At 30.2% G+C, this 24,498-nt stretch carries 25 protein-coding genes; 19 read left to right on the top strand and 6 right to left on the bottom strand.

What is annotated here, in order from left to right:
* Positions 1-69 precede the first annotated feature (69 nt).
* On the bottom strand, positions 70-795 hold the full coding sequence (locus tag CLLI_RS10095; RefSeq protein WP_106064090.1) for an ATP-binding protein: 726 nt from the start codon (positions 793-795) through the stop codon (positions 70-72).
* A 154-nt stretch (positions 796-949) separates the two neighbouring features.
* On the opposite strand from CLLI_RS10095, the gene CLLI_RS10090 reads away from it, so the two are divergent.
* The 3 genes from CLLI_RS10090 (at position 950) to CLLI_RS10080 (ending at position 2,602) form a co-directional block, all read left to right on the top strand.
* Positions 950-1,627 (top strand): Crp/Fnr family transcriptional regulator, encoded by a 678-nt coding sequence (locus CLLI_RS10090; protein WP_106064100.1) that lies wholly within the window; start codon positions 950-952, stop codon positions 1,625-1,627.
* A 38-nt stretch (positions 1,628-1,665) separates the two neighbouring features.
* Positions 1,666-2,244 (top strand): YdcF family protein, encoded by a 579-nt coding sequence (locus CLLI_RS10085; protein WP_106064089.1) that lies wholly within the window; start codon positions 1,666-1,668, stop codon positions 2,242-2,244.
* A gap of 112 nt (positions 2,245-2,356) precedes the next feature.
* Positions 2,357-2,602: a hypothetical protein gene (locus CLLI_RS10080; RefSeq protein WP_106064088.1), complete on the top strand. Its 246-nt coding sequence runs from the start codon at positions 2,357-2,359 to the stop codon at positions 2,600-2,602.
* Between the two features lie 31 nt (positions 2,603-2,633).
* Here CLLI_RS10080 and CLLI_RS10075 read toward each other — a convergent pair whose 3' ends face one another.
* Positions 2,634-3,308, bottom strand: coding sequence for a hypothetical protein (locus CLLI_RS10075; protein ID WP_106064087.1), 675 nt, complete (start codon positions 3,306-3,308; stop codon positions 2,634-2,636).
* Positions 3,309-3,618: 310 nt separating this feature from the next.
* On the opposite strand from CLLI_RS10075, the gene purE reads away from it, so the two are divergent.
* The 10 genes from purE (at position 3,619) to hisS (ending at position 14,200) form a co-directional block, all read left to right on the top strand.
* The gene (purE, locus tag CLLI_RS10070) at positions 3,619-4,098 is read left to right on the top strand and encodes a 5-(carboxyamino)imidazole ribonucleotide mutase (protein ID WP_106064086.1); all 480 of its coding nucleotides are present in this window, start codon (positions 3,619-3,621) and stop codon (positions 4,096-4,098) included.
* A complete protein-coding gene (gene purC, locus CLLI_RS10065) occupies positions 4,098-4,808 on the top strand; it encodes a phosphoribosylaminoimidazolesuccinocarboxamide synthase (RefSeq protein ID WP_106064085.1) in 711 nt (236 codons plus the stop codon). The genes purE and purC overlap by 1 nt, the downstream gene beginning before the upstream one ends.
* A gap of 14 nt (positions 4,809-4,822) precedes the next feature.
* Entirely contained in the window at positions 4,823-6,229 is a 1,407-nt protein-coding gene (gene purF, locus CLLI_RS10060; protein ID WP_170063704.1) for an amidophosphoribosyltransferase, read from the top strand.
* Positions 6,230-6,247: 18 nt separating this feature from the next.
* Positions 6,248-7,243, top strand: a complete 996-nt coding sequence (purM, locus tag CLLI_RS10055) for a phosphoribosylformylglycinamidine cyclo-ligase (RefSeq protein WP_106064083.1) — start codon at positions 6,248-6,250, stop codon at positions 7,241-7,243.
* A gap of 32 nt (positions 7,244-7,275) precedes the next feature.
* Positions 7,276-7,887 (top strand): phosphoribosylglycinamide formyltransferase, encoded by a 612-nt coding sequence (purN, locus tag CLLI_RS10050; RefSeq protein ID WP_106064099.1) that lies wholly within the window; start codon positions 7,276-7,278, stop codon positions 7,885-7,887.
* Positions 7,888-7,905: 18 nt separating this feature from the next.
* Positions 7,906-9,405 (top strand): bifunctional phosphoribosylaminoimidazolecarboxamide formyltransferase/IMP cyclohydrolase, encoded by a 1,500-nt coding sequence (gene purH, locus CLLI_RS10045; protein ID WP_106064082.1) that lies wholly within the window; start codon positions 7,906-7,908, stop codon positions 9,403-9,405.
* 42 nt (positions 9,406-9,447) lie between these two features.
* Positions 9,448-10,695: a phosphoribosylamine--glycine ligase gene (gene purD, locus CLLI_RS10040; RefSeq protein WP_106064081.1), complete on the top strand. Its 1,248-nt coding sequence runs from the start codon at positions 9,448-9,450 to the stop codon at positions 10,693-10,695.
* Positions 10,696-10,834: 139 nt separating this feature from the next.
* Positions 10,835-11,845, top strand: a complete 1,011-nt coding sequence (locus tag CLLI_RS10035) for a DUF7309 domain-containing protein (protein ID WP_106064080.1) — start codon at positions 10,835-10,837, stop codon at positions 11,843-11,845.
* Between the two features lie 272 nt (positions 11,846-12,117).
* Positions 12,118-12,669 carry a DUF6143 family protein gene (locus tag CLLI_RS10030; protein ID WP_106064079.1) on the top strand — a complete coding sequence of 184 codons (552 nt, stop codon included), beginning with the start codon at positions 12,118-12,120 and terminating at the stop codon, positions 12,667-12,669.
* A gap of 214 nt (positions 12,670-12,883) precedes the next feature.
* Positions 12,884-14,200: a histidine--tRNA ligase gene (hisS, locus tag CLLI_RS10025; protein ID WP_106064078.1), complete on the top strand. Its 1,317-nt coding sequence runs from the start codon at positions 12,884-12,886 to the stop codon at positions 14,198-14,200.
* Between the two features lie 54 nt (positions 14,201-14,254).
* On the opposite strand, the gene CLLI_RS10020 is transcribed toward hisS, so the two are convergent.
* Positions 14,255-14,650, bottom strand: coding sequence for a winged helix-turn-helix transcriptional regulator (locus tag CLLI_RS10020; protein WP_106064077.1), 396 nt, complete (start codon positions 14,648-14,650; stop codon positions 14,255-14,257).
* Between the two features lie 144 nt (positions 14,651-14,794).
* Here CLLI_RS10020 and CLLI_RS10015 point away from each other — a divergent pair, with 144 nt between their 5' ends.
* The gene (locus CLLI_RS10015) at positions 14,795-15,400 is read left to right on the top strand and encodes an FMN-dependent NADH-azoreductase (RefSeq protein WP_106064076.1); all 606 of its coding nucleotides are present in this window, start codon (positions 14,795-14,797) and stop codon (positions 15,398-15,400) included.
* Between the two features lie 136 nt (positions 15,401-15,536).
* On the opposite strand, the gene CLLI_RS10010 is transcribed toward CLLI_RS10015, so the two are convergent.
* On the bottom strand, positions 15,537-16,229 hold the full coding sequence (locus CLLI_RS10010; RefSeq protein ID WP_106064075.1) for a TraB/GumN family protein: 693 nt from the start codon (positions 16,227-16,229) through the stop codon (positions 15,537-15,539).
* A 149-nt stretch (positions 16,230-16,378) separates the two neighbouring features.
* Positions 16,379-16,525: a hypothetical protein gene (locus CLLI_RS10005; RefSeq protein WP_341457008.1), complete on the bottom strand. Its 147-nt coding sequence runs from the start codon at positions 16,523-16,525 to the stop codon at positions 16,379-16,381.
* Positions 16,526-16,601: 76 nt separating this feature from the next.
* Between CLLI_RS10005 and CLLI_RS10000 the strand changes: the two genes are divergently transcribed.
* The 4 genes from CLLI_RS10000 to CLLI_RS09985 all read left to right on the top strand — a co-directional run bounded on the left by CLLI_RS10000 (position 16,602) and on the right by CLLI_RS09985 (position 22,640).
* On the top strand, positions 16,602-18,713 hold the full coding sequence (locus CLLI_RS10000) for a heavy metal translocating P-type ATPase (RefSeq protein ID WP_106064073.1): 2,112 nt from the start codon (positions 16,602-16,604) through the stop codon (positions 18,711-18,713).
* 258 nt (positions 18,714-18,971) lie between these two features.
* Positions 18,972-19,658 carry a response regulator transcription factor gene (locus CLLI_RS09995; RefSeq protein WP_106064072.1) on the top strand — a complete coding sequence of 229 codons (687 nt, stop codon included), beginning with the start codon at positions 18,972-18,974 and terminating at the stop codon, positions 19,656-19,658.
* Between the two features lie 19 nt (positions 19,659-19,677).
* Entirely contained in the window at positions 19,678-21,069 is a 1,392-nt protein-coding gene (locus CLLI_RS09990; protein ID WP_423236798.1) for a sensor histidine kinase, read from the top strand.
* A gap of 20 nt (positions 21,070-21,089) precedes the next feature.
* Complete coding sequence (locus tag CLLI_RS09985) at positions 21,090-22,640, top strand: hypothetical protein (protein ID WP_106064070.1); 1,551 nt, start codon at positions 21,090-21,092, stop codon at positions 22,638-22,640.
* A 177-nt stretch (positions 22,641-22,817) separates the two neighbouring features.
* Here CLLI_RS09985 and CLLI_RS09980 read toward each other — a convergent pair whose 3' ends face one another.
* On the bottom strand, positions 22,818-24,005 hold the full coding sequence (locus CLLI_RS09980) for a coenzyme F420-0:L-glutamate ligase (RefSeq protein ID WP_106064069.1): 1,188 nt from the start codon (positions 24,003-24,005) through the stop codon (positions 22,818-22,820).
* A 165-nt stretch (positions 24,006-24,170) separates the two neighbouring features.
* Here CLLI_RS09980 and CLLI_RS09975 point away from each other — a divergent pair, with 165 nt between their 5' ends.
* Positions 24,171-24,413: a hypothetical protein gene (locus CLLI_RS09975; protein ID WP_106064068.1), complete on the top strand. Its 243-nt coding sequence runs from the start codon at positions 24,171-24,173 to the stop codon at positions 24,411-24,413.
* Positions 24,414-24,498 lie beyond the last annotated feature (85 nt).

The raw sequence follows: 24,498 nt of genomic DNA, 5'->3' as shown, positions 1-24,498 counted from the left end.
AATAAAATAGGAAACTTCCAAGTGGAAATTTCCTAGATATGACTTCATTAATGCAGTATTGAATTTTAATTAAATAATATTGCCATCAGTAGATATAATAACCTCTCTATAAGGCACAATTACTCCTGATTTTAACATGGCATTTTTTAATGAAGATACTATGCCGCCACAGCAAGGTACTTCCATTCTAACTACGGTAATGCTCTTTATATTGTTTAATTTAAGTATTTCAGTAAGTTTTTCTTCATAGTATTTATTATCATCAAGTTTTGGACAGCCAATCACTGTTATATGATCCTTTATAAAATCTTTATGGAAATCAGCATAAGCATAAGCAGTACAATCTGCTGCCACAAGTAAATCTGCATTATTTAAATATGGAGCTTTTGTATTGATTAAGTTTAATTGAACTGGCCACTGTCTTAATTCTGATTCATTATTAGTACAGCATATATTTTCGCCTTTAGGCATAGCTGCTTTCTTTAATGGAGTTCTTTGAATCAATTTAGCTGCAGTTCCAGGACATCCGCAAGGTAAAGGTTTTGCTTCTGTTTTATTCTTTTTCATTTTCTTTTGAACCAATTCTTTATCATAGTCTTCAGCTTCTCTTTCCATTATGGATATTGCACCAGTAGGACATTCTGGAAGACAATCTCCTAAGCCATCACAATATTCATCGCTTATAAGCTTTGCTTTACCATTTATCATTTCTATAGCACCTTCATGGCATGCATTAGCGCATAATCCGCAGCCATTACATTTACTTTCTTCTATATGAACTATTTTTCTCAGCATAATAAATTACCTCCTATAACTTTCTACGTTGATTTTATGGCTTTATTATATTAAAATTACATATATAGGTCAGTAACAAAGGTTACCATGTAATAGATAATAGGTAATAGATAGTAGATAGTAGATATAGGAGTGTTATAATATGGAATTGGATATGGATAAAATCAGTTCAGCATTAAAAAAGTCTTCAATATTTAAAGATTTAAATGAAGAGGAGCTTTCTAAGGTCATAAAAGAGAAAAATTATAGGCTGGCTTCATATGATAAGGGTGAGACCATAGCTATTGAAGAAGATCTTTGCAGCAGCATAGGAATAGTAATACAGGGAATAGTAGAAGTACAAAAAATATTTGCATCAGGAAAGACTATAACCATCAACAGATTAGAACTGGGGGATACCTTTGGTGAGGTAATCTTATTTTCAGATGTAAAAAAGTATCCTGCAACGGTTTTTTGTGTAAGTACATCCTATATAATGTTCATTTCAAAGGTGGAAATGCTTAAATTATGTACCGATCACACCAAGGTACTAAATAATTTTATGGGACTTTTATCAAATAAAATATTTATGTTAAATAGAAAAGTAAAGAGTTTATCCTATCAGAGTATAAGACAAAAACTATGTAACTATATTTTAGAAGAAAGTAAAAAACAAAAAAGTTTTACATTAAATCTTAGTGTTTCAAGGAAGGAAATGGCGGAAGAATTAGGTGTACCAAGGCCCTCCCTTTCAAGGGAAATGATAAATATGAGAGAAGAAGGAATTATAGATTTTTATAAGAATACAATAAAAATATTAGATGAAGAAACCTTAGAATCTGAATTATTATAATTTGCATATTATCAATAATATAAGAAAGTGGGGAAGGTATGAGAGTATTTGGGAAAATAATAGTTTGTATATTTTCTTTAGGAGTTGTAGTTACTTTAGCTTTGGCAATTAGCATTTATAGTTTTGGGAAAAATTCTAAAGGGGAAAAATCAGATTGTGTAATAGTGCTAGGTTGCAGTGTATATGGTGAAACTCCAAGTCCTTTTCTTCAATGGAGGATAGAGGAAGGATATAGATTATTTAAAGAAGGTTATGCTAGATATATCATAGTCTCAGGAGGAAAGGGCCCCGGGGAAAATATTTCTGAGGCGGAGGCTATGAAAAGGTATCTTATAGATAAAGGGGTAAAAGAGAAATTTATAATAAAAGAGGATAAATCTAAAACTACTATGGAAAATTTAGTGAATTCAAGGACAATAATGGAGGGTAGAGGTTTTAGCAAAGCTATTATAGTATCAAATAAGTATCATTTAAAAAGAGCATCTTTAATGGCCCAAAAAGTAGGTATAGATGCTAGTTTTTCTGGTGTATATGTAACCCCATACAAATCCCATGAAAGGATTGGCTTTATAAGGGAAATACCCGGTTTACTTAAATTTTATATCTTAGGTATGTAATACGTTTCGAGTAAATAATATACTTTGCTGTAAAATTTATATTATTTTAGAAGGAAAAATTCAGAAAATATAGAATATAGTAAATAGACTAATTTTATTGGAGGGATAAATAATGGGTAAACTTTATTATTGTACTGAATGTAAAAGAGTTTTAACAAGCAATGAAAAATGCCAATATTGCAATGGAGAAAGCTTAAAAGAACTTGACTATGGCACTCCTGTAAATATTATAGGGAGTAAATTAAAGGGAAAGGTTCTTAAGATACAAGAAAATGTAGTTAGAATTATAGTAAGAGATGATAGTAATAATAAGTTTATAAAGGAATATGAAGCTGAAAAACTAAGAAAGGTTTTATAATATATAAAAAAGGGGAAAATATTCCCCTTTTTTAGGTAACAATTTCTTTGGCTTTAAAAGGAATTATTTCTTTTATTATGCCATAAGAACCTAAGTTAAATGTCATAGATTTATTTTCGCCATTTTCTACATACTCTAATACGGTTCTTGCTATGTCATCATTTTCGTAATAACAAATAATATTGTCTAGTGGAATTTTATAAGTTCCAAAATATACGAAGAGCTTATCTAATAAATATAGTTCATCATCTTGTATCCATGCAAATAAATCCCTATATTCAGGTACTTTTCCTTTACTAATTTTTTTCTTATAGTAGTGATTAGCAGATTTTTGGAAACCTGCAAGATAATTATCTATAAACATTTTTCCTTTCTGTTTAAGAAAATCTAAAAGTGCTGTATTATAATAAATATTTTGACCTTGCTTAATATTATTTAAAGCAAAAAAAAATGATTTTCTGACCTTTATGTGTTCACGCAGGCATTGTGATAGAGTAGTTTTCTTAGGGTCGAATAATTTATGAAGATCAAAATTTTCTAATTCATTTTTTAATTTTGCATCTAAATCTTCATTTCCGCCAAGATACCATATCATTTTAGCATCATTAGGCAGGAAACACTCTTCCATTTCTTCTGGATATGTATCTATAATTTCAGAAATCTCATTAATTATCTTTTCGTCCACTCTTTTATCAAATAAAAACACTTAATCATCTCCTACAATGTATTTTTTGTTTATATAGTTTATATATATTATACACAATTTTTTTAAATAATAAATAAAAAATAACAAAGAATAAATGAGGATGATTTTCTTCCGTTACTCTACAGAAAATCTTTAATTTAAAATTTTTTAATTTGCAGATAAATACGAATAATAATTTATTGTTATGGAATTAAATACACATATGTGCGAACAATTAAATAAAATGTTTAGATATTGTATTGATAATTTCGTTTTCTTATGATACTATATAGTTATCAAAAACATATTCAATATTATTGGAGGGAAGAATATGAAGGTAGCAATAATATTTGGAAGTAGGTCAGACAGCGAAGTTATGAAGGGGGCCGCAAAGGCTTTAAGAGAATTTAATATAGAATTTGAAGCTTTTATTTTATCAGCTCATAGAGTACCGGAACAATTGGAAAAAACCTTAATAAAATTAGAAAATGAAAATTGTGAATGCGTAATAGCAGGAGCTGGACTTGCAGCTCACTTACCAGGAGTTATCGCTTCAAAGACAATCATTCCAGTTGTTGGGGTGCCAATAAATGCAGCTCTAAATGGATTAGATGCCCTTCTTTCAATAGTTCAAATGCCAAAATCAATTCCAGTAGCAACAGTAGGAATAAATAATAGTTATAATGCTGGAATGTTAGCAGTAGAAATGCTTTCTTTAAAGTATCCAGAAATAAGAAAAAAATTAATTGAGTATAGAGAAACCATGAAGAAAAATTTTATTGAAGAAAATGAAAAGGGAGTGGATTTATAATGGAAAAAAAAGAAATGATTTATGAAGGAAAAGCAAAGAAGGTTTATTCAACAGAGGATAAGGACAAAGTAATTATATACTACAAAGATGATGCTACAGCATTTAATGGAGTTAAAAAGGGACAGATAGAAGATAAGGGAGTATTAAATAATGCAATAACTTCTAGCTTATTTACACTATTAGAGCAAAAGGGAATCAAAACTCACTTTGAAAAAAAGCTAAATGAAAGAGAACAATTATGTAAAAAGGTAGAAATAGTTCCTCTTGAAGTTATAGTAAGAAATATTGCAGCAGGAAGCATGAGTAAGAGATTAGGAGTGGAAGAGGGAACAGAATTAAAAACAACAGTATTTGAGATTTCTTATAAAAATGATGATCTAGGAGATCCACTAATCAATGATTATCATGCAGTTGCTATAGGTCTTACTACTTTCGAAGAATTAAAGAAAATTTATGCTATGGCTTCAAAAATAAATGATATATTAAAAGAATTTTTTATAAAAGAAAATATAAAATTAGTAGATTTTAAATTAGAGTTTGGAAGATTTAATGGTGAAATAATACTTGCAGATGAAATTTCTCCAGATACCTGTAGATTTTGGGATGCTAAAACTAATGAAAAGCTAGATAAGGACAGATTCAGAAGAGATTTAGGCAATGTAAAAGAAGCTTATATTGAAATATTAAATAGAATTAATGAAGGAAAATAGTTATGAGAAAAGAAATGTTTGATTTTGAATTAGATAAATTCAAAGAAGAGTGCGGAGTTTTTGGAATCTTTTCTGGAGAAAAATCTCGGGTAGGAGCCATTACTTATTATGGATTATATGCATTGCAGCATAGAGGACAAGAAAGTGCAGGTATTGTTTCCTCCAATGGAAAAGAGCTGACTTGTTATAAAGATATGGGACTTGTAAGTGACGTATTTAATTCTGATATATTAAATAACCTTGAGGGTATAGGAGCTATAGGTCATGTTAGATATTCCACTACAGGAAGCAGTAATAAAAATAATGCACAACCAATTGTAGGAAAATATAAATTAGGCTCAATAGCTATTGCTCATAATGGAAATTTAATAAATGCTGATGTTATAAGAGAACTATTAGAAGAAGGCGGAGCTATATTTCAAACCTCCATTGATACAGAAGTTATATTAAATCTTATTTCTAGGGGAGCAAAAAAAGGAATAGAAAATGCAGTAGTAGATGCTATCCAAGCTGTGAAGGGGTCCTATGCTATAGTTATACTTACTGAGGACAAGCTTATAGGAGTAAGAGATCCAAATGGAATAAGACCATTATGTATAGGAAAACTTGATAATAGTTATATTCTATGCTCAGAAAGCTGTGCTCTAGATACCATTGGTGGAGAATTTATAAGGGATGTTTGTCCTGGAGAAATAGTTATTGTAGATAAGGATGGAATAAAGAGTATAAACTTTGCAGAAAGAACTAAAAGCCAAACCTGTTCTTTTGAATATATTTATTTTGCAAGACCGGACAGTACTATAGATGAAATAAATGTTTATCAGTCAAGAGTTAGAGCAGGAGAAGAGTTGTATAAGGAACATCCTGTAGAAGGTGATATAGTCATTGGAGTACCGGATTCAGGCATACCTGCTGCTATAGGATATTCTAAAGCTTCGGGCATACCCTATGGAACAGGCTTCATTAAAAATAAGTATGTAGGCAGAACCTTTATTACTCCAACTCAAGAAATGAGAGAAAAGGCACTTTGGGTAAAATTAAATCCATTAAAGGCAAATGTAGAAGGTAAAAGGGTAATAATTATAGATGATTCCATTGTAAGGGGAACCACAAGCAAAAGACTTGTGGAGATTTTACGAAAAGCAGGAGCAAAGGAAATTCATTTTAGAATAGCCTCACCTATAGTAAAGTTTCCTTGTTATTTTGGCATAGATACTCCTTATAGAAATGAATTAATTGGAAGTAATATGACAGTAGAAGAAATGAAAAATATAATAGGGGCAGATAGTCTAGGGTATATAAGTATAGATGGATTATTGAATTCTTTAGATAAAGACAAGGGTTTCTGTTTAGGATGTTTTTCAGGGGAATATCCAATATCTGCACCAATTGAAGTTTCAAAAGAAAGATTAGAAAAATAGTTTTGAAAGGAGTCTATTATGATTAGTTATAAGGATTCAGGGGTTAATATAGAGGAAGGTTATAAATCCGTAAAACTAATGAAGGAATATACAAGTAAAACTATTACACCAGCGGTGTTAAACGGAATAGGCAGTTTTGCAGGCATGTACGAACTAGGACAATACAACAATCCTGTATTAGTATCAGGTACTGACGGCGTAGGCACAAAGCTTAAAATTGCTTTTGAAATGAACAAATACGACACCATTGGAATTGATTGTGTTGCCATGTGTGTAAATGATATTTTATGTCATGGAGCCAAGCCATTATTCTTTCTTGATTATATAGCCTGTGGAAAACTTAATGGAGAAACGGCAGCGGAAATAGTAAAGGGTGTAAGCGAAGGCTGTATCCAAGCAGGATCTGCCCTAATAGGCGGAGAAACAGCAGAAATGCCAGGCTTTTACAGTGAGGGAGAATATGATATAGCAGGTTTTGCTGTAGGAGTAGTGGAAAAGGATAAAATAATTGATGGAAGTACTATTAAAGAGGGAGACAGCTTAATAGGTATCTCATCTTCAGGTGTGCATAGTAATGGATATTCCTTAGTTAGAAAGCTAATTCAAGATTTAAGTATAGATCTTAATGGAAAAAATATAGGAGAAGTATTACTTACTCCTACAAAAATATATGTAAAACCAGTTCTGAGTTTATTAGAGAAATTCAATATTAAGGGTATGGCTCATATAACTGGGGGCGGTTTTTATGAAAACATACCTAGAATGTTTAAAGATAATTTAAATGCTGTAATATACAAAAACAGTTTCCCTATGCCAGATATTTTTAAATATATGAAAAATCAAGGTTTAGATGAAAAAGAAATGTTTAATACATTCAATATGGGCATAGGATTTGTATTATGTGTAAATAAAGAAGATGAAGAAGAAATTATAAAAGTATTAATAGAAATGGGAGAAAGAGCTTATAAAATAGGGCATGTGGAAAATGGTGAAGGTAAGGTAGTTATTCAATAGATAATATAAGGGGGACACATCTAATGAAAGATATATTTAAAATTGCAGTACTAGTATCTGGCGGCGGTACCAATCTTCAATCCATTATAGATAACATTAATTCAGGTTATCTAAATTGCTCTATAGAAATGGTAATAAGCGATAGAGAAGATATATATGCTCTTAAAAGAGCAGAGGATAACAATATAAAAACCTATGTTTTAGATAAAAATACCTATGGAGAAAGTTTGTCTGATGAAATACTTAAAATAGTAGAGGAAAAGGTGGATTTAATAGTACTTGCTGGATGGCTGTCCCATTTAAAAGGAAACTTGATAGATAGATTTGCAAATAACATCATAAATATCCACCCTTCCTTAATCCCCTCCTTTTCTGGGAAGGGAATGTATGGAATAAAGGTTCACGAGAAAGCTATAGAATATGGAGTTAAAGTATCTGGCTGCACTGTGCATATTGTAGATAGCGGCATGGATACAGGGCCTATAATTTTGCAGAGAGCTGTACCTGTTTTAACAGAGGATACAGCAGAAACTTTGCAAAAGAGAGTTTTAGTAGAAGAACATGTGGCTTTATTGGAAGCTATAAAATATTTTATAGAAAATAAAATAGAGATAATTCATAGAAAAGTTATTATTAATTCCTAAGAAAAGGAGTTGTTTGGTTTGATAAAAAGAGCTTTAATAAGCGTTTATAATAAAGAAGGAATACTAGATATAAGTAAGTTTTTACAACATAGAGGCGTGGAGATAATATCCACAGGAGGAACCTACAAGCATTTAAAAAAAAATGGAATTAAAGTTAAAGAAGTTTCTGAAGTAACAGGATTTGAAGAAATTTTAGACGGCAGGGTTAAAACTCTTCATCCCTTTATTCACGGTGGAATTTTAGCTGTTAGAGATAATAAAGAACATATGGATACTATAAAAAGCAAGGGAATTGAGCCTATAGATATGGTTATTGTAAATCTATATCCTTTCTTTGAAAAAGTTAAGGAAGATTTATCTTTTGATGAAAAGGTAGAGTTTATTGATATTGGTGGACCAACTATGATAAGAGCTGCAGCTAAAAACTTTAAAGATGTTGTAGTGTTAACTGATATTAATGATTATGATGATATAAAAGCACAACTAGAACATAATGATGAAATAGATTATAACACTAGAAAAAGATTAGCAGGTAAGGTATTCAATCTCATGTCTTCTTATGATGCTGCTATAAGCAACTTTTTGTTAGAAGATGATTATCCAGAGTACTTAACTTTATCCTATAAAAAGCAAATGGATTTAAGATATGGTGAAAATCCACATCAAAGTGCAGCTTATTATGTTTCCAATGCTGATAAGGGGGCTATGAAGGATTTCACTCAATTAAATGGCAAGGAATTATCTTACAACAATATAAAGGATATGGATATAGCTTGGAAGGTAGTCAATGAGTTTGATGAAATTGCTTGTTGTGGATTAAAGCATAATACCCCTTGTGGCGTAGCTATTGGAAGTTCAGTTGTAGATGCTTACTTAAAGGCTTATGAATGTGATCCTATTTCTATATTTGGTGGTATTATAGCATTTAATAAAAAGGTAGATAAGAAAACTGCTGAAGAATTAGTAAAAATATTTTTAGAAATAGTAATTGCCCCAGATTTTGAAGAAGAAGCTTTAAAGGTATTAAAATCTAAGAAGAATTTAAGAGTTATTAAATGTGATGTAAAACCTGAAGACAAATTTGAAATGGCAAAAGTAGATGGAGGAATATTACTTCAAGATTCAGACAATAAATTAATAGATGAAATTAAAGTTGTAACGGAAAATAAGCCAAGTGAAGAGGAAATGAAGGACTTAATATTTGGTATGAAAGTAGTTAAGTACGTAAAATCCAATGCCATTGTAGTAGTTAAGGATGGTAAAACTGTGGGCATTGGTGGAGGACAAGTAAATAGAATATGGGCAGCATCACAGGCTTTAGACAGAGCTAAAGAAGGAGTAGTATTGGCTTCAGATGCATTTTTCCCATTTAAAGATGTGGTAGAAGAAGCAGCAAAATACGGAATAAAATCAATAATACAACCAGGGGGCTCCATTAGAGATGAAGAATCCATTGAGGAATGCAATAAACAGGGAATTTCTATGGTGTTTACAGGGATAAGACACTTTAAACACTAACTCTTAGTCCTTAGTTCTTAATTGTAATAAAGGGGTGTTATTTTGAAAATATTAATTGTTGGTAATGGCGGTAGAGAACATGCTATAGCTTGGAAAACAGCACAGAATCCTAAGGTAGAAAAGATATACTGTGCACCAGGAAATGGTGGTACAGCATTAATGGATAAATGCGAAAATATAGATATAGAACAAATAGAATCTTTAGCAGATTTTGCAGAAGAAAATATAGTAGACTTAACAATTGTAGGACCAGAAGTCCCTTTAGTAAATGGGATAGTGGACTATTTTAAAGAAAGAGATTTAAAAATCTTTGGACCCAGTAAAAAGGCAGCAGCTTTAGAGGGAAGTAAGTCTTTTTCTAAGAATTTTATGAAAAAGTATGGGGTAAAAACTGCTGACTATGAAGTGTTCTATGAAAGAGATAAGGCTTTAGAGTATTTAGAAGTATGTAATTATCCAATAGTAATAAAAGCAGATGGTTTAGCAGCAGGCAAAGGAGTAGTTATATGTGAGAATTATTCCCAAGCAGAGGATACGATAACAAAATTCATGGTAGAAGATATATTTGGGGATGCAGGGAAAAAAGTAGTAATAGAAGAGTTTTTAGTGGGAGTAGAAGCTTCAATATTATCCATAACCGATGGACAAGTTATATTACCCTTCGTATCCTCAAAGGATCATAAACAGATTTATGATGAAGACAAAGGACCAAATACAGGAGGTATGGGTGCAATTGCCCCAAATCCATATGTTACTGAAGAAGTTATGAAAGATTTTAATGAAAATATATTGAAGCCAACATTAAAAGGAATAAAGGAAGAAAATTTTGATTATAAGGGGATAGTATTCTTTGGTGTAATAATAACTAAAAATGGAGCTTATCTCTTAGAGTATAACGTTAGAATGGGAGATCCAGAAACCCAAGCAGTATTACCTTTAATGGACAGCAATTTGATTGAACTCATAGAAGCTTCTTTAAATAATGAGCTTTCTTCCTTTGATTTAAAATGGAAAAATAGTCATTCTTGTTGTGTGGTAGCAGTATCTAAAGGGTATCCTGGAAAGTACGAAAAAGGCTTTAAAATAAATATGCCAAAAGAAGTTCATTCATTTATAGCCGGAGGGGTATTTAAAGGAGGAAACCTGTTAACCAATGGTGGAAGAGTTCTATGTACTTATGCTGTAGAAAACAATTTAGAACACAGTATAAAGAAAGCTTATGAAGACATGGGTAAAATAGATTTTCATGGCATGTATTTTAGAAAGGATATTGGGAAACTTAGATATTAATAAAAGAATATGTAAACTTTATAACATAAGCCAATGATACTTTTAATATCACTGGCTTATGTTATAATTATTTTATTGGAATTTAAAAAGATCAATAGAGGATCATACATATAATATAGAATGAATGGAGTAGAAAAATATGAGGAAAGAAGCTAAATTAGAACAGTGGAGAGGATTATATGATATTGCAATAAAGATTAAGGAATTAAAGCCTTGGGAGTATTTATGGGATTTAGATGTAATAACAATAGTGTCTTCTTATGAAAAGGAGCCTTATTATTGTAGCATTATGGGAAGAGGTGGAGAGTGTTTTGCTATAGGAACTTATGTAGGATTTGATGCAATTAATGATTTTTATAAAATAGTAGATAATAAAGATATTCCACAAGAGCAGCTAATACGTTATCAAAATAATATGATGTGCTTCTTTGGTAATAGGGATGATTTGACTAGAAAAGAGTATAAAGTTATAAAGGATTTAGGATTAAAATTTCGTGGCAAAAATAATTGGATTTATTTTGAAAAGTTTCAAAAAGGATATGAACCTTATATATTAGATGAACAACAAGTTGTAGAGCTAACGGAAGTATTTAAGCATTTATACATGGCATTAAAAGCTATAAACAAAGGTCTTAAGGTAGATTTTGAGGCAGGGAATACCTTATTACGCAGATATGATGAAGAAACTAAATTATGGATAAATTATGAGACACCTACAATTATCCCACAAAGAAAGTATCGTGTACCAGTATTACAAGATGAGGTCCTTGTTGCTAGGCTTAATAAGCAAAAAATAATTGATGAGAAGCTGGAAATTGATATAGCATACTTAAATTCTGTAATAAATGATAAAAAATATGATAAACCTATTATTACCAGGATGTGTATTCTAGCAGATTGCAGAACTGAAGCTATACTTGGGTGCAATATACTTACGCCAGATGATGAAGATGTTGACACAATATTTAATATGCTAATTAATTATATTATGAAAATAGGTAAGCCTAAAACTATAATTGTAAGAGATGAATACATACAAAGTCTTTTAAGTGATATATGTGAGAGAATAAATGTTGGCTTAAAAATTAAAGGAAGATTAAAAGCCATCGATACTTTTATAGAAGCATTTTCAAAACGAATGAGTGAATAAAGCTATTGTAACGAAAATATTATATATTTTACGGATAATAATTATATGATACTATTTGAGTTTAACTGTTATACGTATAAATTAATAGAAAATTTGTATTTAAAAAGGACTAACTGAATTAATAGTAGGTTAGTTTTTTTATTTCAAAAAATATTTTATAAAAGGTATCAATCAATACTAGTTCTAAAATATAAACACTTTCTTCAATGAATTCATATAATATAATCAAATCAAGTATTTTGAGTAATCTATAGTTAAAAGGATGTGTTACTATGTTGGATAAAAATGAATCTTATGATTATCAGCAATTTGCAAAACCATTACAACAAGTAGTTAGTATTCCAAATCCATTATATAAATCTTTACAAGGTATATATTTTATAGGGCAAACTCCATCATTGTTTGTTAGTAATAGCAGTAATGCATGGGCAGCACTAGTAAACCCAAGGGATTCCTGTAAAGATCTATTTGTAAATGTATTAACAATTTCCAATTTTTCTACAGGGATAATAACTGCTGAAATTTGGTTAAATACAAACCCACCAGGAGATTTAGCTATTTCTTCATCCGTATCACCTGCTAACACAGCTTTAGAACCGCAACCTAGGCAAAAGGTTTTATTAGAATATGTACAGTCTACCGAAGGAAGCCCTTCTGGTGGAGTTAATATATATGATAGAATTGTTCCACCTAATACTACTTTAGCATCTGAAGAAGATGGAAAATTAATAATACCTCCTGGTGGAAATTTTGTATTATTTCTAAGGGGTTCTAGTAATGAAGCTATTAAAACTATTGTAGCTTTCGGCTGGTGGGAAAAATAAAATTAAATTTTTGAAAAGATTAGAATAAAAAGTAATTTATTAGCATGTTTAAGTTATTTATGGATAATTAAACATGCTTTACTATTCACATAAAAAATTCTATGTTATAATATTAAGCTAAAGGGATATAATTAATTAGAAAATATTTGAATATATTATTAAACTAAGGTAAAATATTAATAATTTACTACACTAAAGCAATGGAGGAGATAAAATGAGTAAGGATATTGTAAAGCCATCAATATTACCAGGTTTTATGGAATTATTACCAGCAGATCAATTAATTTTTAATAAAATGATGGATATTATAAGACATAATTATGAAAAGTTTGGATTTATACCATTAGATACTCCAGCTATAGAAAAGTCAGAAATACTTTTAGCAAAGGGCGGCGGAGAAACTGAAAAACAGATATATAGATTTATGAAAGGTGACACAGATCTTTCTTTAAGATTTGATTTAACAGTGCCACTAGCAAGATATGTATCTCAGCACTTCAATGATTTAACCTTCCCATTTAGAAGATATCATATTGCTAAGGTTTACAGGGGAGAAAGAAACCAAAAGGGACGTTTTAGAGAGTTTTATCAATGTGATATAGATATTATAGGCAATGGAAAGTTAAGCATTATAAATGATGCCGAAATTCCAACTGTCATCTATAATACTTTTAAGGATCTTGGATTTGAATCCTTTACAATTCATATAAATAACAGAAAAGTTTTAAATGGATTCTTTGAATCTTTGGATGTTACAAATAAAGTAGACATTCTAAGGACTATAGATAAATTAGATAAAATAGGAAAAGAAGCTGTAGTTGAAGAGCTTAAAAACTTAGGACTTGAAGATTCAGCAGTAGAAAGAATAATGGAGTTCATCAATATAAAAGGCAAAAATGATGAGATAATAGCTTCCCTAAATAATTTAGGTATAAAAAATGGAATGTTTAAAGAAGGATTAGAGGAGCTTACTCAGGTTGTTAATTATATAAGATGTTTTAATGTACCAGAAAAGAATTTCAATATAGATTTAACTATAGCAAGAGGATTAGATTACTACACAGGAACAGTATATGAAACTATTTTAGATGATTATCCAAAGATAGGAAGCGTATGTTCTGGTGGAAGATACGATAATCTTGCAGAATACTACACTGAACAGAAGCTGCCTGGAGTTGGTATATCAATTGGATTAACTAGATTATTTTATCAATTAAGAGAAGCAAAAATCATAGGAGAAAATGCATCTTCAACTCTTTCACAGGTACTAGTAATTCCTATGGATAATTGTATAGAACAGTCAATTAACATTGCTAGTAAACTTAGAGAAAATGGAATAATTGCTGAAATGTATTCTGAGGATGCTAAAGTAGGTAAGAAGTTTGGATATGCAGACAAACTAAACATTCCATTTGTTATATTAATAGGACCTGATGAAGTAAGTGATAATAAAGTAACACTTAAAAATATGCATACTGGAAATCAGGAAACTATAACAATTGAAGAAGCAGTGGCTCTAATTAAAAAGTAAAAATTGAAAAGTTAAATAAAAAATTCGTCTTAAGATTTAAGACGAATTTTTTATTTATTCAATATCAGATTCTTTATCATGTTCTTTAAGACTAAGTTCTAAATACTCTGCTCCAAATTCATGCATCATTTCAAGTATGGGGATGACCTTTTTACCAAGTTCGGTTAATCCGTATTCTACCTTTGGTGGAACAACGGGGTAAACGTGCCTAAAAATAAGCTTATCTTCTTCCAAACTTCTTAGCTGTTGAGTAAGCATTTTCTGTGTTACATCCGGCAATCTTTTCTTTATATCATTAAATCTCAATACTTTATTGCTTAAATACCATAGTATCAAGATTTTTCTTTTACCTGACAAGAGCTTTTGAACCAGAGCCATTGGACAAACATCATACTTTTCACATTTTTCACTCATATAACAATCTTCGTGTCTTTTTTTATCAATTGCCATATTATCACCTCATTATTTTAAGTACCTTTTTTGATACTATGATACAATTAAGTGCCTACTTGCTAATAAGCTATGTATGTATTACCATTATGTCATAATACATATTAAAAATCAACTAAATTTAAAGCAAAAGGGGATAGGAAAATGAGTAAAGTATTGTATATCAAAGCAAATGCAAAGGAAGAAGGAGAATCAAGAACCTTCAAAATATCAGACAGTTTTATAGAAGAATATAAAAGACTTAACCCAGATGATGAAATTATTACATTGGATTTATACAAAGAAGGAGTAGCAGCTCTTCCATTTGGACAACTTAATGAATTACATGTCCCTGCACCAGGTACTGGTAAAGACCATCCAATATTAAAATATGCATATCAGTTTTTAGAGGCTGATAAGTACGTAATTGCAGAACCACTATGGAACTTAGGCATCCCAGCTATACTTAAAGCGTATATTGATTATATTACTGTTACTGGAATCACATTTAAGTATACTGCAACAGGTGCTGTAGGCTTATGCACAGGTAAAAAAGCAATTAATATTACCGCAAGAGGAGGAATTTATAATACTGAACCTTTTGCATCCTTTGAAATGGGTGACAGATATTTAAGAACAATATTTGCTTTCTTAGGAATAACTGATTTTACAACCATATCAGCAGATGGTCTAGATATCATTGGAAATGATATCAATGCTATTGTTGAGAAAGCTATAATGGAAGCTAAAGAAAAAGCAAATAGCTTTTAAATAAGTCTATTTTCTATAATCATAATAACCTCTACATAAAAAATAGTGAATACAATTTTTAGTCAAAGGAATAAAAGATTGCACTCACTATTTTTTTACCCGAAATTATTTAATTGGTTCCATTGGTTGAGAATTTTTAATTACAACCATAAATATCTTTTTTTAAATCTAATGAAAAATCCTTTGCAAATTTTGCAGTAACACCATTATTTTCATAGACGTCCTGTAATTTCTTTATCAATGGTCTTATTTTTTTTGGCGATTCATTTTTAGGTATTAAGGAATACATACAATGAATTGCTATATTTTCTTGATGTTCTATATCAATTCCTATTACTTTTATTTTCTTGTCATTTGGCAAGGCCTTGTTAAATTCGTATACTTTTATCCATTTGTTATAGGTTTCCTTAGTACATCCAGGAGTGTCTTTTAATTCTTCGAACAATTCTTTTAATATATTTTCATCTCCTGTATCTAAATATTTATTTAAAAAATATGCATCACTATAAGATAATTCGGATAAATAGTATTTTATATTTGCTTTTTCTTTTAAGTATTTAAGAAAACTCAATTCTAGTTCTGTATTCATAGTTGTTCCATGAATCTCACCGGTTAAAAACACTTCATTTCTTTTCAAATCTTTATCTAGTAATTTAAAATAAGAAAAATCATCATTGCCATCTAATACTAGCTTTGAATAATTTCTACTTAAATATTTATCTATGTGTTGTTCAGTTGATTCTTCAAAATTGCATGATGTAAATATAATAATGATGAAAAGGTTTATTATAATAATTTTATTCAATAATTTAACATTTATTTTAGACATGTTAAGCTCCCTTCTAATATTTAAATAAATTGCATATATTTAGTATAATACAATAAAATCAATTGAATGTAAATATTGGAAGCAAGTTAAATATATATTATTGACCCCAAAAGAGGAAAGGCCACCAGCAATACTATGTTGGTAGGCCTTTATTCATACGTAATATCAGCGTTAGACAATATACTATAGATGTTTCCAGGCGCTTCTAGACATTCAGAAACAGAAGCCATAATATTTTCTTCTTCTTTACTTAATGTATGAGGCTTGGATTTTAAAATATCCTTTATAAAAATCATTGACATATTATGAAAAAAAGATTAATATTAATACATGAACATATATTCATATATTAATATGATGGAGGAGAGGGTTATGGAATCAGTAAATAAATTAGAGCTTGTATTAGAAGGGTTAGATTGTGCTAATTGTGCTTCCAAGATAGAAAATGGCATAAATGAATTAGAAGAAGTGGACAATGCTTCTATGAATTTTGTTAGTAAAGTTTTAACTATCAATTTAAAAGAAGATAAAGATAAGGGAAAAGTTTTATTACAAACTAAAAACATTATAAATAAATTTGAACCAAATGTAAAAGTTTTGGAAAAGAATAGAAGCAATAATATAGAAAATGAAGATAACTCTGAAGGCTTTGAAAATAAAAGAAAGATAATAAGAATTATTGCTGGTTCAATTGCTGTTATTACAGCTGGATTTTTAAAGAATAATCCACAACTGCAGCTTTCAATATATCTTCTAAGTTATATTTTAATAGGTGGAGATGTTATATTAAGAGCCCTGAAAAACATAGGAAAAGGTGAAATTTTTGATGAAAATTTTCTTATGGTCATAGCAACTATTGGAGCTTTTGCTATTAAACAATATCCAGAGGCAGTATCAGTTATGCTTTTTTATCAAATAGGAGAGTTATTTCAGGATTATGCAGTAAATCGTTCAAGAAAATCCATATCATCTTTAATGGATATTAAACCTGAATTTGCAAATGTTCAGAGGGAAAATCATATAGTAAAATTATCACCAGAAGATGTAGTGGTAGGAGATATAATAATAGTAAAACCAGGTGAAAGAGTACCTCTTGATGGAAAAGTTATAAAAGGGGAAACTTTTGTAGATACTTCCGCTTTAACAGGGGAATCAGTACAGAGAAAGTTAAAAGAGGGTAGTGAAATACTATCAGGTTTTATAAATAACACATCTTTAATTAATGTAGAAGTAACTAAAAGTTATGAACAATCAACAGTAACTAAAATATTAGATTTAGTTGAAAATGCTAGCAGCAGGAAAGCACCCACAGAGAACTTTATAACAAAGTTTGCAAAGTATTATACACCTGTAGTGGTATTTGCAGCAGTAGCTTTGGCAATTATACCACCACTTGTAATAGAAGGGGCTGTTTTTTCAGATTGGCTTTATAGAGCTTTGATATTCTTGGTAATATCTTGTCCTTGTGCCCTGGTTATATCTGTACCTTTAGGATTCTTTGGGGGGATAGGTGCAGCCTCTAAAAAAGGTATATTAGTTAAAGGAGGAAACTATCTGGAAGCTTTAAATAGTGTGGATACAGTTGTATTCGACAAAACAGGCACTTTAACTAAAGGAGTCTTTAATGTCACTGAAATAGTATCCATGGAGGGTGTCAATAAAGATGAATTATTAGAAATAGCAGCTCTAGGTGAAAGTTTTTCTAATCATCCAATTGCACTATCAATTCTTCAGTATTATGGAAAAGCTGTAGAGAAAGATGCTATAAAGAATTATGAAGAAATTTCAGGCTATGGTATTAGAGCCACGGTTAAAGATAGACAACTACTCTTGGGAAATAAGAAGCTCATGGAAAAAGAAAATATAAAGTATAGAGAAATAGACAGCTATGGCACAGTAGTACATGTAGCAGTAGATAATGAATACTGGGGATATTTAATTATTTCTGATGAAATCAAAGAAGATTCAAAGGAAGCTATAGAAGAATTAAAGAAAATTGGAGTAAATAAAGTAGTAATGCTTACTGGGGACAGTAAATTTGTAGCAGATAAGGTAGGAAAGGAACTTCAGATAGATGAAATATATTCAGAATTGCTTCCTGTGGATAAGGTAAATAAATTTGAAGAACTATACAAAAACAAAATAGGAAATTTACTATTTGTAGGGGATGGCATAAATGATGCACCAGTTTTAGGAAGAGCAGATATTGGTGTTGCAATGGGGGGACTGGGTTCTGATGCAGCCATTGAAGCTTCTGATGTGGTAATTATGACAGATGAACCTTCAAAAATTGTAACAGCAATTAATGTAGCTAAAAGAACTAGAAAAATTGTTATGGAAAATATAATATTTGCTTTAGGGGTTAAGTTTTTAGTCCTTATATTAGGCGCTTTAGGAATGGCTAATATGTGGGAAGCAGTATTTGCTGATGTAGGAGTATCGCTAATTGCTGTAGTCAATTCTATGAGAACACTTAAAGAATAGATAATAGATAATAAGTAATAGATAATAAATAATAGGTAATAGATATTGAGGAAATTCCTTTAGGGGAATTTCTTTTAATTTATAAAATGATTTTTACAGAAAAAAATCATTTCAATATTTATTATTTATACTTTATTATTTTGTTATTTGCTTTTGAATGAGGGTTTTGTAATTTTTTTGTAATGAATATTTTGGGCTGGAATGATAAAATATAATTTGGGACTTTAAATTTTTGCATTGAAGGCGGGGAGAATTTATATGAATAAAATATTGATTGTGGAAGATGAAATGAGCATTAGGAGCTTTTTAAAAATAAATTTTGAAAGAAATAATTTTATTGTTATAGAAGCAGAATCAGGGGAAGAGGGAATAAGAAAAGCTAAACTGGAAAAACCTGAAATAGCCATATTAGATGTTATGCTGCCGGGTATAGATGGATTTAAAGTTTGTAAAGTATTAAGAGGGGAATTCCAATCCATGGGTATAATAATGCTTACTGCTAGATCACAGGACATGGATAAGATAATGGGGTTAGAGTTTGGTGCGGATGATTATGTAGTAAAGCCTTTTAATCCATCAGAATTAATACTTAGAGTAAAGGCTCTTCTTCGTAGGATGGAACCTTTAGAAAATGAAAAAGACAATAGTATACATAGTGGACCCTTTAAAATTGATACATACTCGCAAAAAGTGTACAAAGATAATGAAGAGATTGATGTAACCCCAAGGGAATATTTACTGATGAAGATATTTGTTGAAAATGAAGATAAGGCTTTTAGCAGAGATGAACTCTTAGATCTTGTATGGGGATATAATTTTGTAGGGGATTCTAAAATAGTAGATGTAAATATTCGTAGGTTAAGGGCAAAAATAGAGAATGACCCATCTAATCCAACTTATATAGAAACTATATGGGGAAAAGGATATAGATGGAGAAAGTCTTAATTTTTAGATGGGAGCAGTCATGAAAAGTATAAAGAAAAGATTATCAAAAAATTTTATGCTCATTATAGTAATCAGTGTAATGGCTTTTGAATTTATATTAATAAATTTTATTACAAAGTATTATTATAGCAATATTGAAGAAGTATTAACAAATCAAATAATGATTTCAGCAGATTTTTATTCTAGATACTTTTCTAACAATTCCTTAGAAGAAAATGTAATGGACAATGTAGATGTGTTTTGGAAACAAACTCAGGCTCAAGTACAAATAATCAATAAGGATGGGAAAGTATTAATGGATTCCATTGGTATAAAGCCTAAAGGCAATATTGAAACAAGCGATGTTAAAAAAGCCTTAAAGGGACAAAAGGGAAAATGGATTGGCAACGTAGACTATGATGATGCAAAGGTCATTGCTATAGCATATCCATTAAAAAGTAATGGAAAAATTGTAGGAGCATTAAGGTACATAAGTTCATTAAAGAAAGTAGACAGAGCTATTTATAGGGTTGCATTAATGTTTTTAAGTATAGGAATTATTGTAATAGCAGTGGTAGGTGTATTTAGTACTTTTCTTGCAAAGAGCATAATAGAACCTATAGAAAAATTAACTAAAACAGCAGAAAAAATGGCTAATGGAGATCTATTAGTTAGAAATAATGAAAAATTTGATGATGAAATAGATAAGCTTTCAGATGCATTAAATTATATGGCAGAGGAAATATTAAAAAAAGATCAGCTGAAAAATGAGTTTATATCTTCAGTATCTCATGAACTTAGAACCCCTCTTACTGCCATTAAAGGCTGGGCTATTACCTTAAATACTGAAGAGTTGCCGGAGGAAGCTTTAATTAGAGATGGACTTAAGATAATAGAAAATGAAAGTGAAAGACTTTCTTCTATGGTAGAGGAACTATTAGATTTTTCTAAGCTAATTTCAGGAAAGGTTACAATAAAAAAAGAAAAAGCAAATTTATATGATGTTGTAGCATATGTAGAAAAATATTTAGGACCTCGTGCAGCAAGAGAAAAAATAAATTTCATTGTGGATTACGATTGTAATATACCTGAACTATACATAGATAGTAATAGAATGAAACAGGTCTTTATAAATATTTTAGATAATGCTTTTAAGTTTGTTAAAGATGAAGGCGAAAGAAAAGTTATATTAAAAGCTAGATTGGAAAAAGATTATATAGTTATTACAATTGAGGATAATGGAATTGGGATTAGTAAGGAAGAACTGCCTAAGATTAAGGAAAAGTTTTATAAAGGTAAAAGCAGTAAATCACAAAATGGTATAGGATTATCAATATGTGATGAAATAATAAAAATGCATAATGGCACTCTTTATATAGAAAGTGAAGTCAATGTGGGTACAACTGTTTATATTAAATTGCCTAATGTATAGAAATTAATAGGAGATAAAATATGAAAAAAACAAGAATAAAATTTATTGTATTTTTTTTCATTGTGATTATAATCCCTATAATACTTTTTCAAGGATGTTCAATGAAAGGTTTTGGTATAAGAGACAAGATAGTAGCACCTAAAAATAAACTAATACCTATAACAGGAGAATGGCAAGTAGAGAAGTATAAAATACTCAACTCCAGTGAAAAAAAATATCAAGAGCCACAGGTTAAACCAGGCAGTATAGTAGGACAAAAGGCTGCTTTTGATACTGAATATGCAGTGTTTGGACAAGAAACTTGTGAAAATCCACAATATAAAATAAAGGAAGTAGATGCTAAAAATTATTTTTTTTATACTTATAAAGTAAATTCTAAAGATTTTGATGTAACTACAAAGAACCTAGAGGTAATCTCTATTACCTCAGATGGAAGGTTATTCTATGATTTAATAAAGTTAAGCGACAAGGAAATATTGGTATACTCTGATGATGCATTTTATTATTTAAAAAAAATTTCAGAGGAAAGCGAGAATATATTAAATAAAGATAATGTAAAAAAACTAGAAGACAATAAAAAAAAGGATCTTTCTAAAAATAAAGGAACTTTAAGATCTGGAGTTTTAATTGGCTTAAGATCACCAATACCTTTAGAGTACAATGGTGTCACTGGGGAAGCCTATGAAAACAAGTCCATATTTTATAGAACATTATGGATTTCCACAAAAAATAGGGAACCCAATTCAATAATAGAGACACCTAATCTATTTTTCCCTAGGATAAGTGGATTTTGGTGGGCAGGAATAAACAGGACAAATAACAATCCAAAATATCCAAAGGATAGTCTATTTGCTTATCCTGCAGGAAACAGTAAAGAAAATACTAAGCTAAATGAAAATAATTATTCAAAGGATGATGCATTGAGGAGAATATTGTTTATTGGAAATGATTATGTAGCTACAGAATATAAAAAAGCTTCAAGTTTTTCCGATGATGAAGGGAAAAGTATTCTGCAGGTATTACCTATAGATAATGTAGGAGATATGAAGGGAATAAAGATTTCAGATGTAGCTGGAGAACGTGGAAGGGCTGCTTTAAAAAATTCTGCTGAGGCTTTTTTAGCTTCTCAAGACAAAGATATTGCTAAAAGATTAGAAAAATCACCTAGGGAAGAAAGTTTTACTTTGATTAGAAGAAACGGGCACTGGATTATGAGTGGAAGATTAAATAGTAATAGTGCGGAAGATGTTGCTTATGGAGATTTTAATATCAATATTGTACCTCCAACTAAATTACTAAATTATGATGATTTTCATATTTCTTGGAATGATATCAAGGGAACAGTACCAGATGCTGTGGATGCTTATACTTCACCTAATAAAGATATTGCCATAATTGTCAGCAAAAATTTCATATATGTATATAGCATAGAAAATGGCCAATTATCAAATAAGCAGCTAGAGAAGATACCAATACATGAAGGTGAAAGCGTAGTAATGGCAGAATGGGCTACGGGAGATTATGTGGAAAGATGGGAAAAGGCATTAAAAAGCAATAAAGTTTTACATTAGACTGAAAAAATTACAATGTGGTTTTTAAATAATAGATAATAAAGAACAAATAAGGACAATTTTCTCCGCTAACATTACGAAAAGTTTTTAATTTAAACTTTTCTGTAATGCTAACGGAAGAAAAGTATCCATAACTGTCAATTGTCATCTATCAACTAATAAAAGTGCTCTGTACTTTTACTCAGTAGCGTAATTATCAAAGTAGCCTTGTACTAAAACAATAGGAGTTCCTTTATCTCCACTGCCACTGGTTAAATCACAAAGACTGCCTAAAAGATCAGTTAATTGTCTTGGAGTGGTTCCTTGAGTTTCCATAGTACCTACTAAATTTGAAGACTTGTTTTTGATTTTTTTCCTCATGGCTTCTATAGCTTTTTCACCATTTAAATCCTTTAAATCATTGTCAGCTAAATATTTAAGCTTAAGTTCATTTGGTGTTCCATGCAATCCTGAAGTAAAACCCGGGGAAACCACTGGGTCTGCAAGTTCCCAAATTTTGCCTACAGGATCTTTAAATGCTCCATCTCCGTAAATCATAACTTCTACGTTTTTTCCTGTTAAGGCTTTTAATTTTCTCTGTATTTTATCAACTACAGGCTGACAATCCCTTGGGAAAAGTTTTACTTTTTCTTCAGTGGATTTGTTAGAGCCTAATAAGCCATAATTAGGATTATAGCCGCTTCCATCTATAGAAACTGTGCAGATATCATCTAAACCATATACTACTTCAGCACCAGCATTTTTTAATAACCTTTTAGTCCTCTGTCTAGTATGAATATCAGCGACCAATACTTCCTTTGTATATTTAAGTATAACTCTAGGATCATTAGCAAGATAAACTGATATATTATCATTTACTCCTAAAGACTTGTACATTTTTATATAATCAATGCCTGTAAATTTATGTTTTACTTCTTCTCCAAAAAGTCTTCTGTAATCTGATTCTGTTAATACATCTTTATAGGGATCTATATTAAGTTCATCCATTTTATCTATGTCCATAAGGTGATTTCCAACTTCATCAGCAGGATAACTTAATAAAAGATGTATTTTTCTGCCGCTTTTTGCAATAGCTTTTAATATGATGGAAAACCTATTTCTACTTAATATAGGGAATACTAATCCAATATCCCCTTTAAATTTATTGCTTATATCAAAAGCAATTTGATCCACTGTTACATAGTTTCCCTGTGCTCTTGCTACTAAGGATTCAGTGACTCCAATAACATCCATATCTTTTAGTGAATAACCTTCTTCTTTTGTAGAATTCATTATAGAATTAACTACCACATCTACTATATTGTCACCTTCTTTTACTATGGGTGCTCTTACGCCTCTAACCTGTGTTCCAATAGTTCTAGCCATTTTTATTACCCCCGATTTAAAGTAAATTTAATCACCTTACTATTTTACTACAATTGAGGGAAAAATTCATTACTGTTGCAAAACTTTATGTTTTATTATAGTGTATAATATATAATAATAATATTATTAACGAAAAATAAGTTGAGAAATTTTGGAGGAATACTTATGAAAAATATTATATTATATACATTAGCAGGCATGGGAATAGCAGCCATATGGGGATATTTTGCTGACTTAAGTAAGGGAAATGTAGCTGGATTTATATCAAAAATATTCTTTGTATCAACTTTTATTTTTGCAATGCAATATTCTATTTATAGATCTAAAAAGAAGTATAAAAAGAATAATAACCAAACAAATAATGTAAAGCCAAATACTAAAAGCAAAAAATCAAACAAAAGGAAATAGTTTCAAAAAGATTATAGATTAAGGTAATTTAAAAGGGAGATCGGTTGAACTAGGGTCTCTTTTTTACGTATAACACTTGGAGTTA

The sequence above is a fragment of the Clostridium liquoris genome, assembly GCF_002995785.1.
GTDB classification, from domain to species: Bacteria; Bacillota; Clostridia; order Clostridiales; family Clostridiaceae; genus Clostridium_AO; species Clostridium_AO liquoris.
This window is presented reverse-complemented; position numbering and strand designations above follow the sequence as displayed.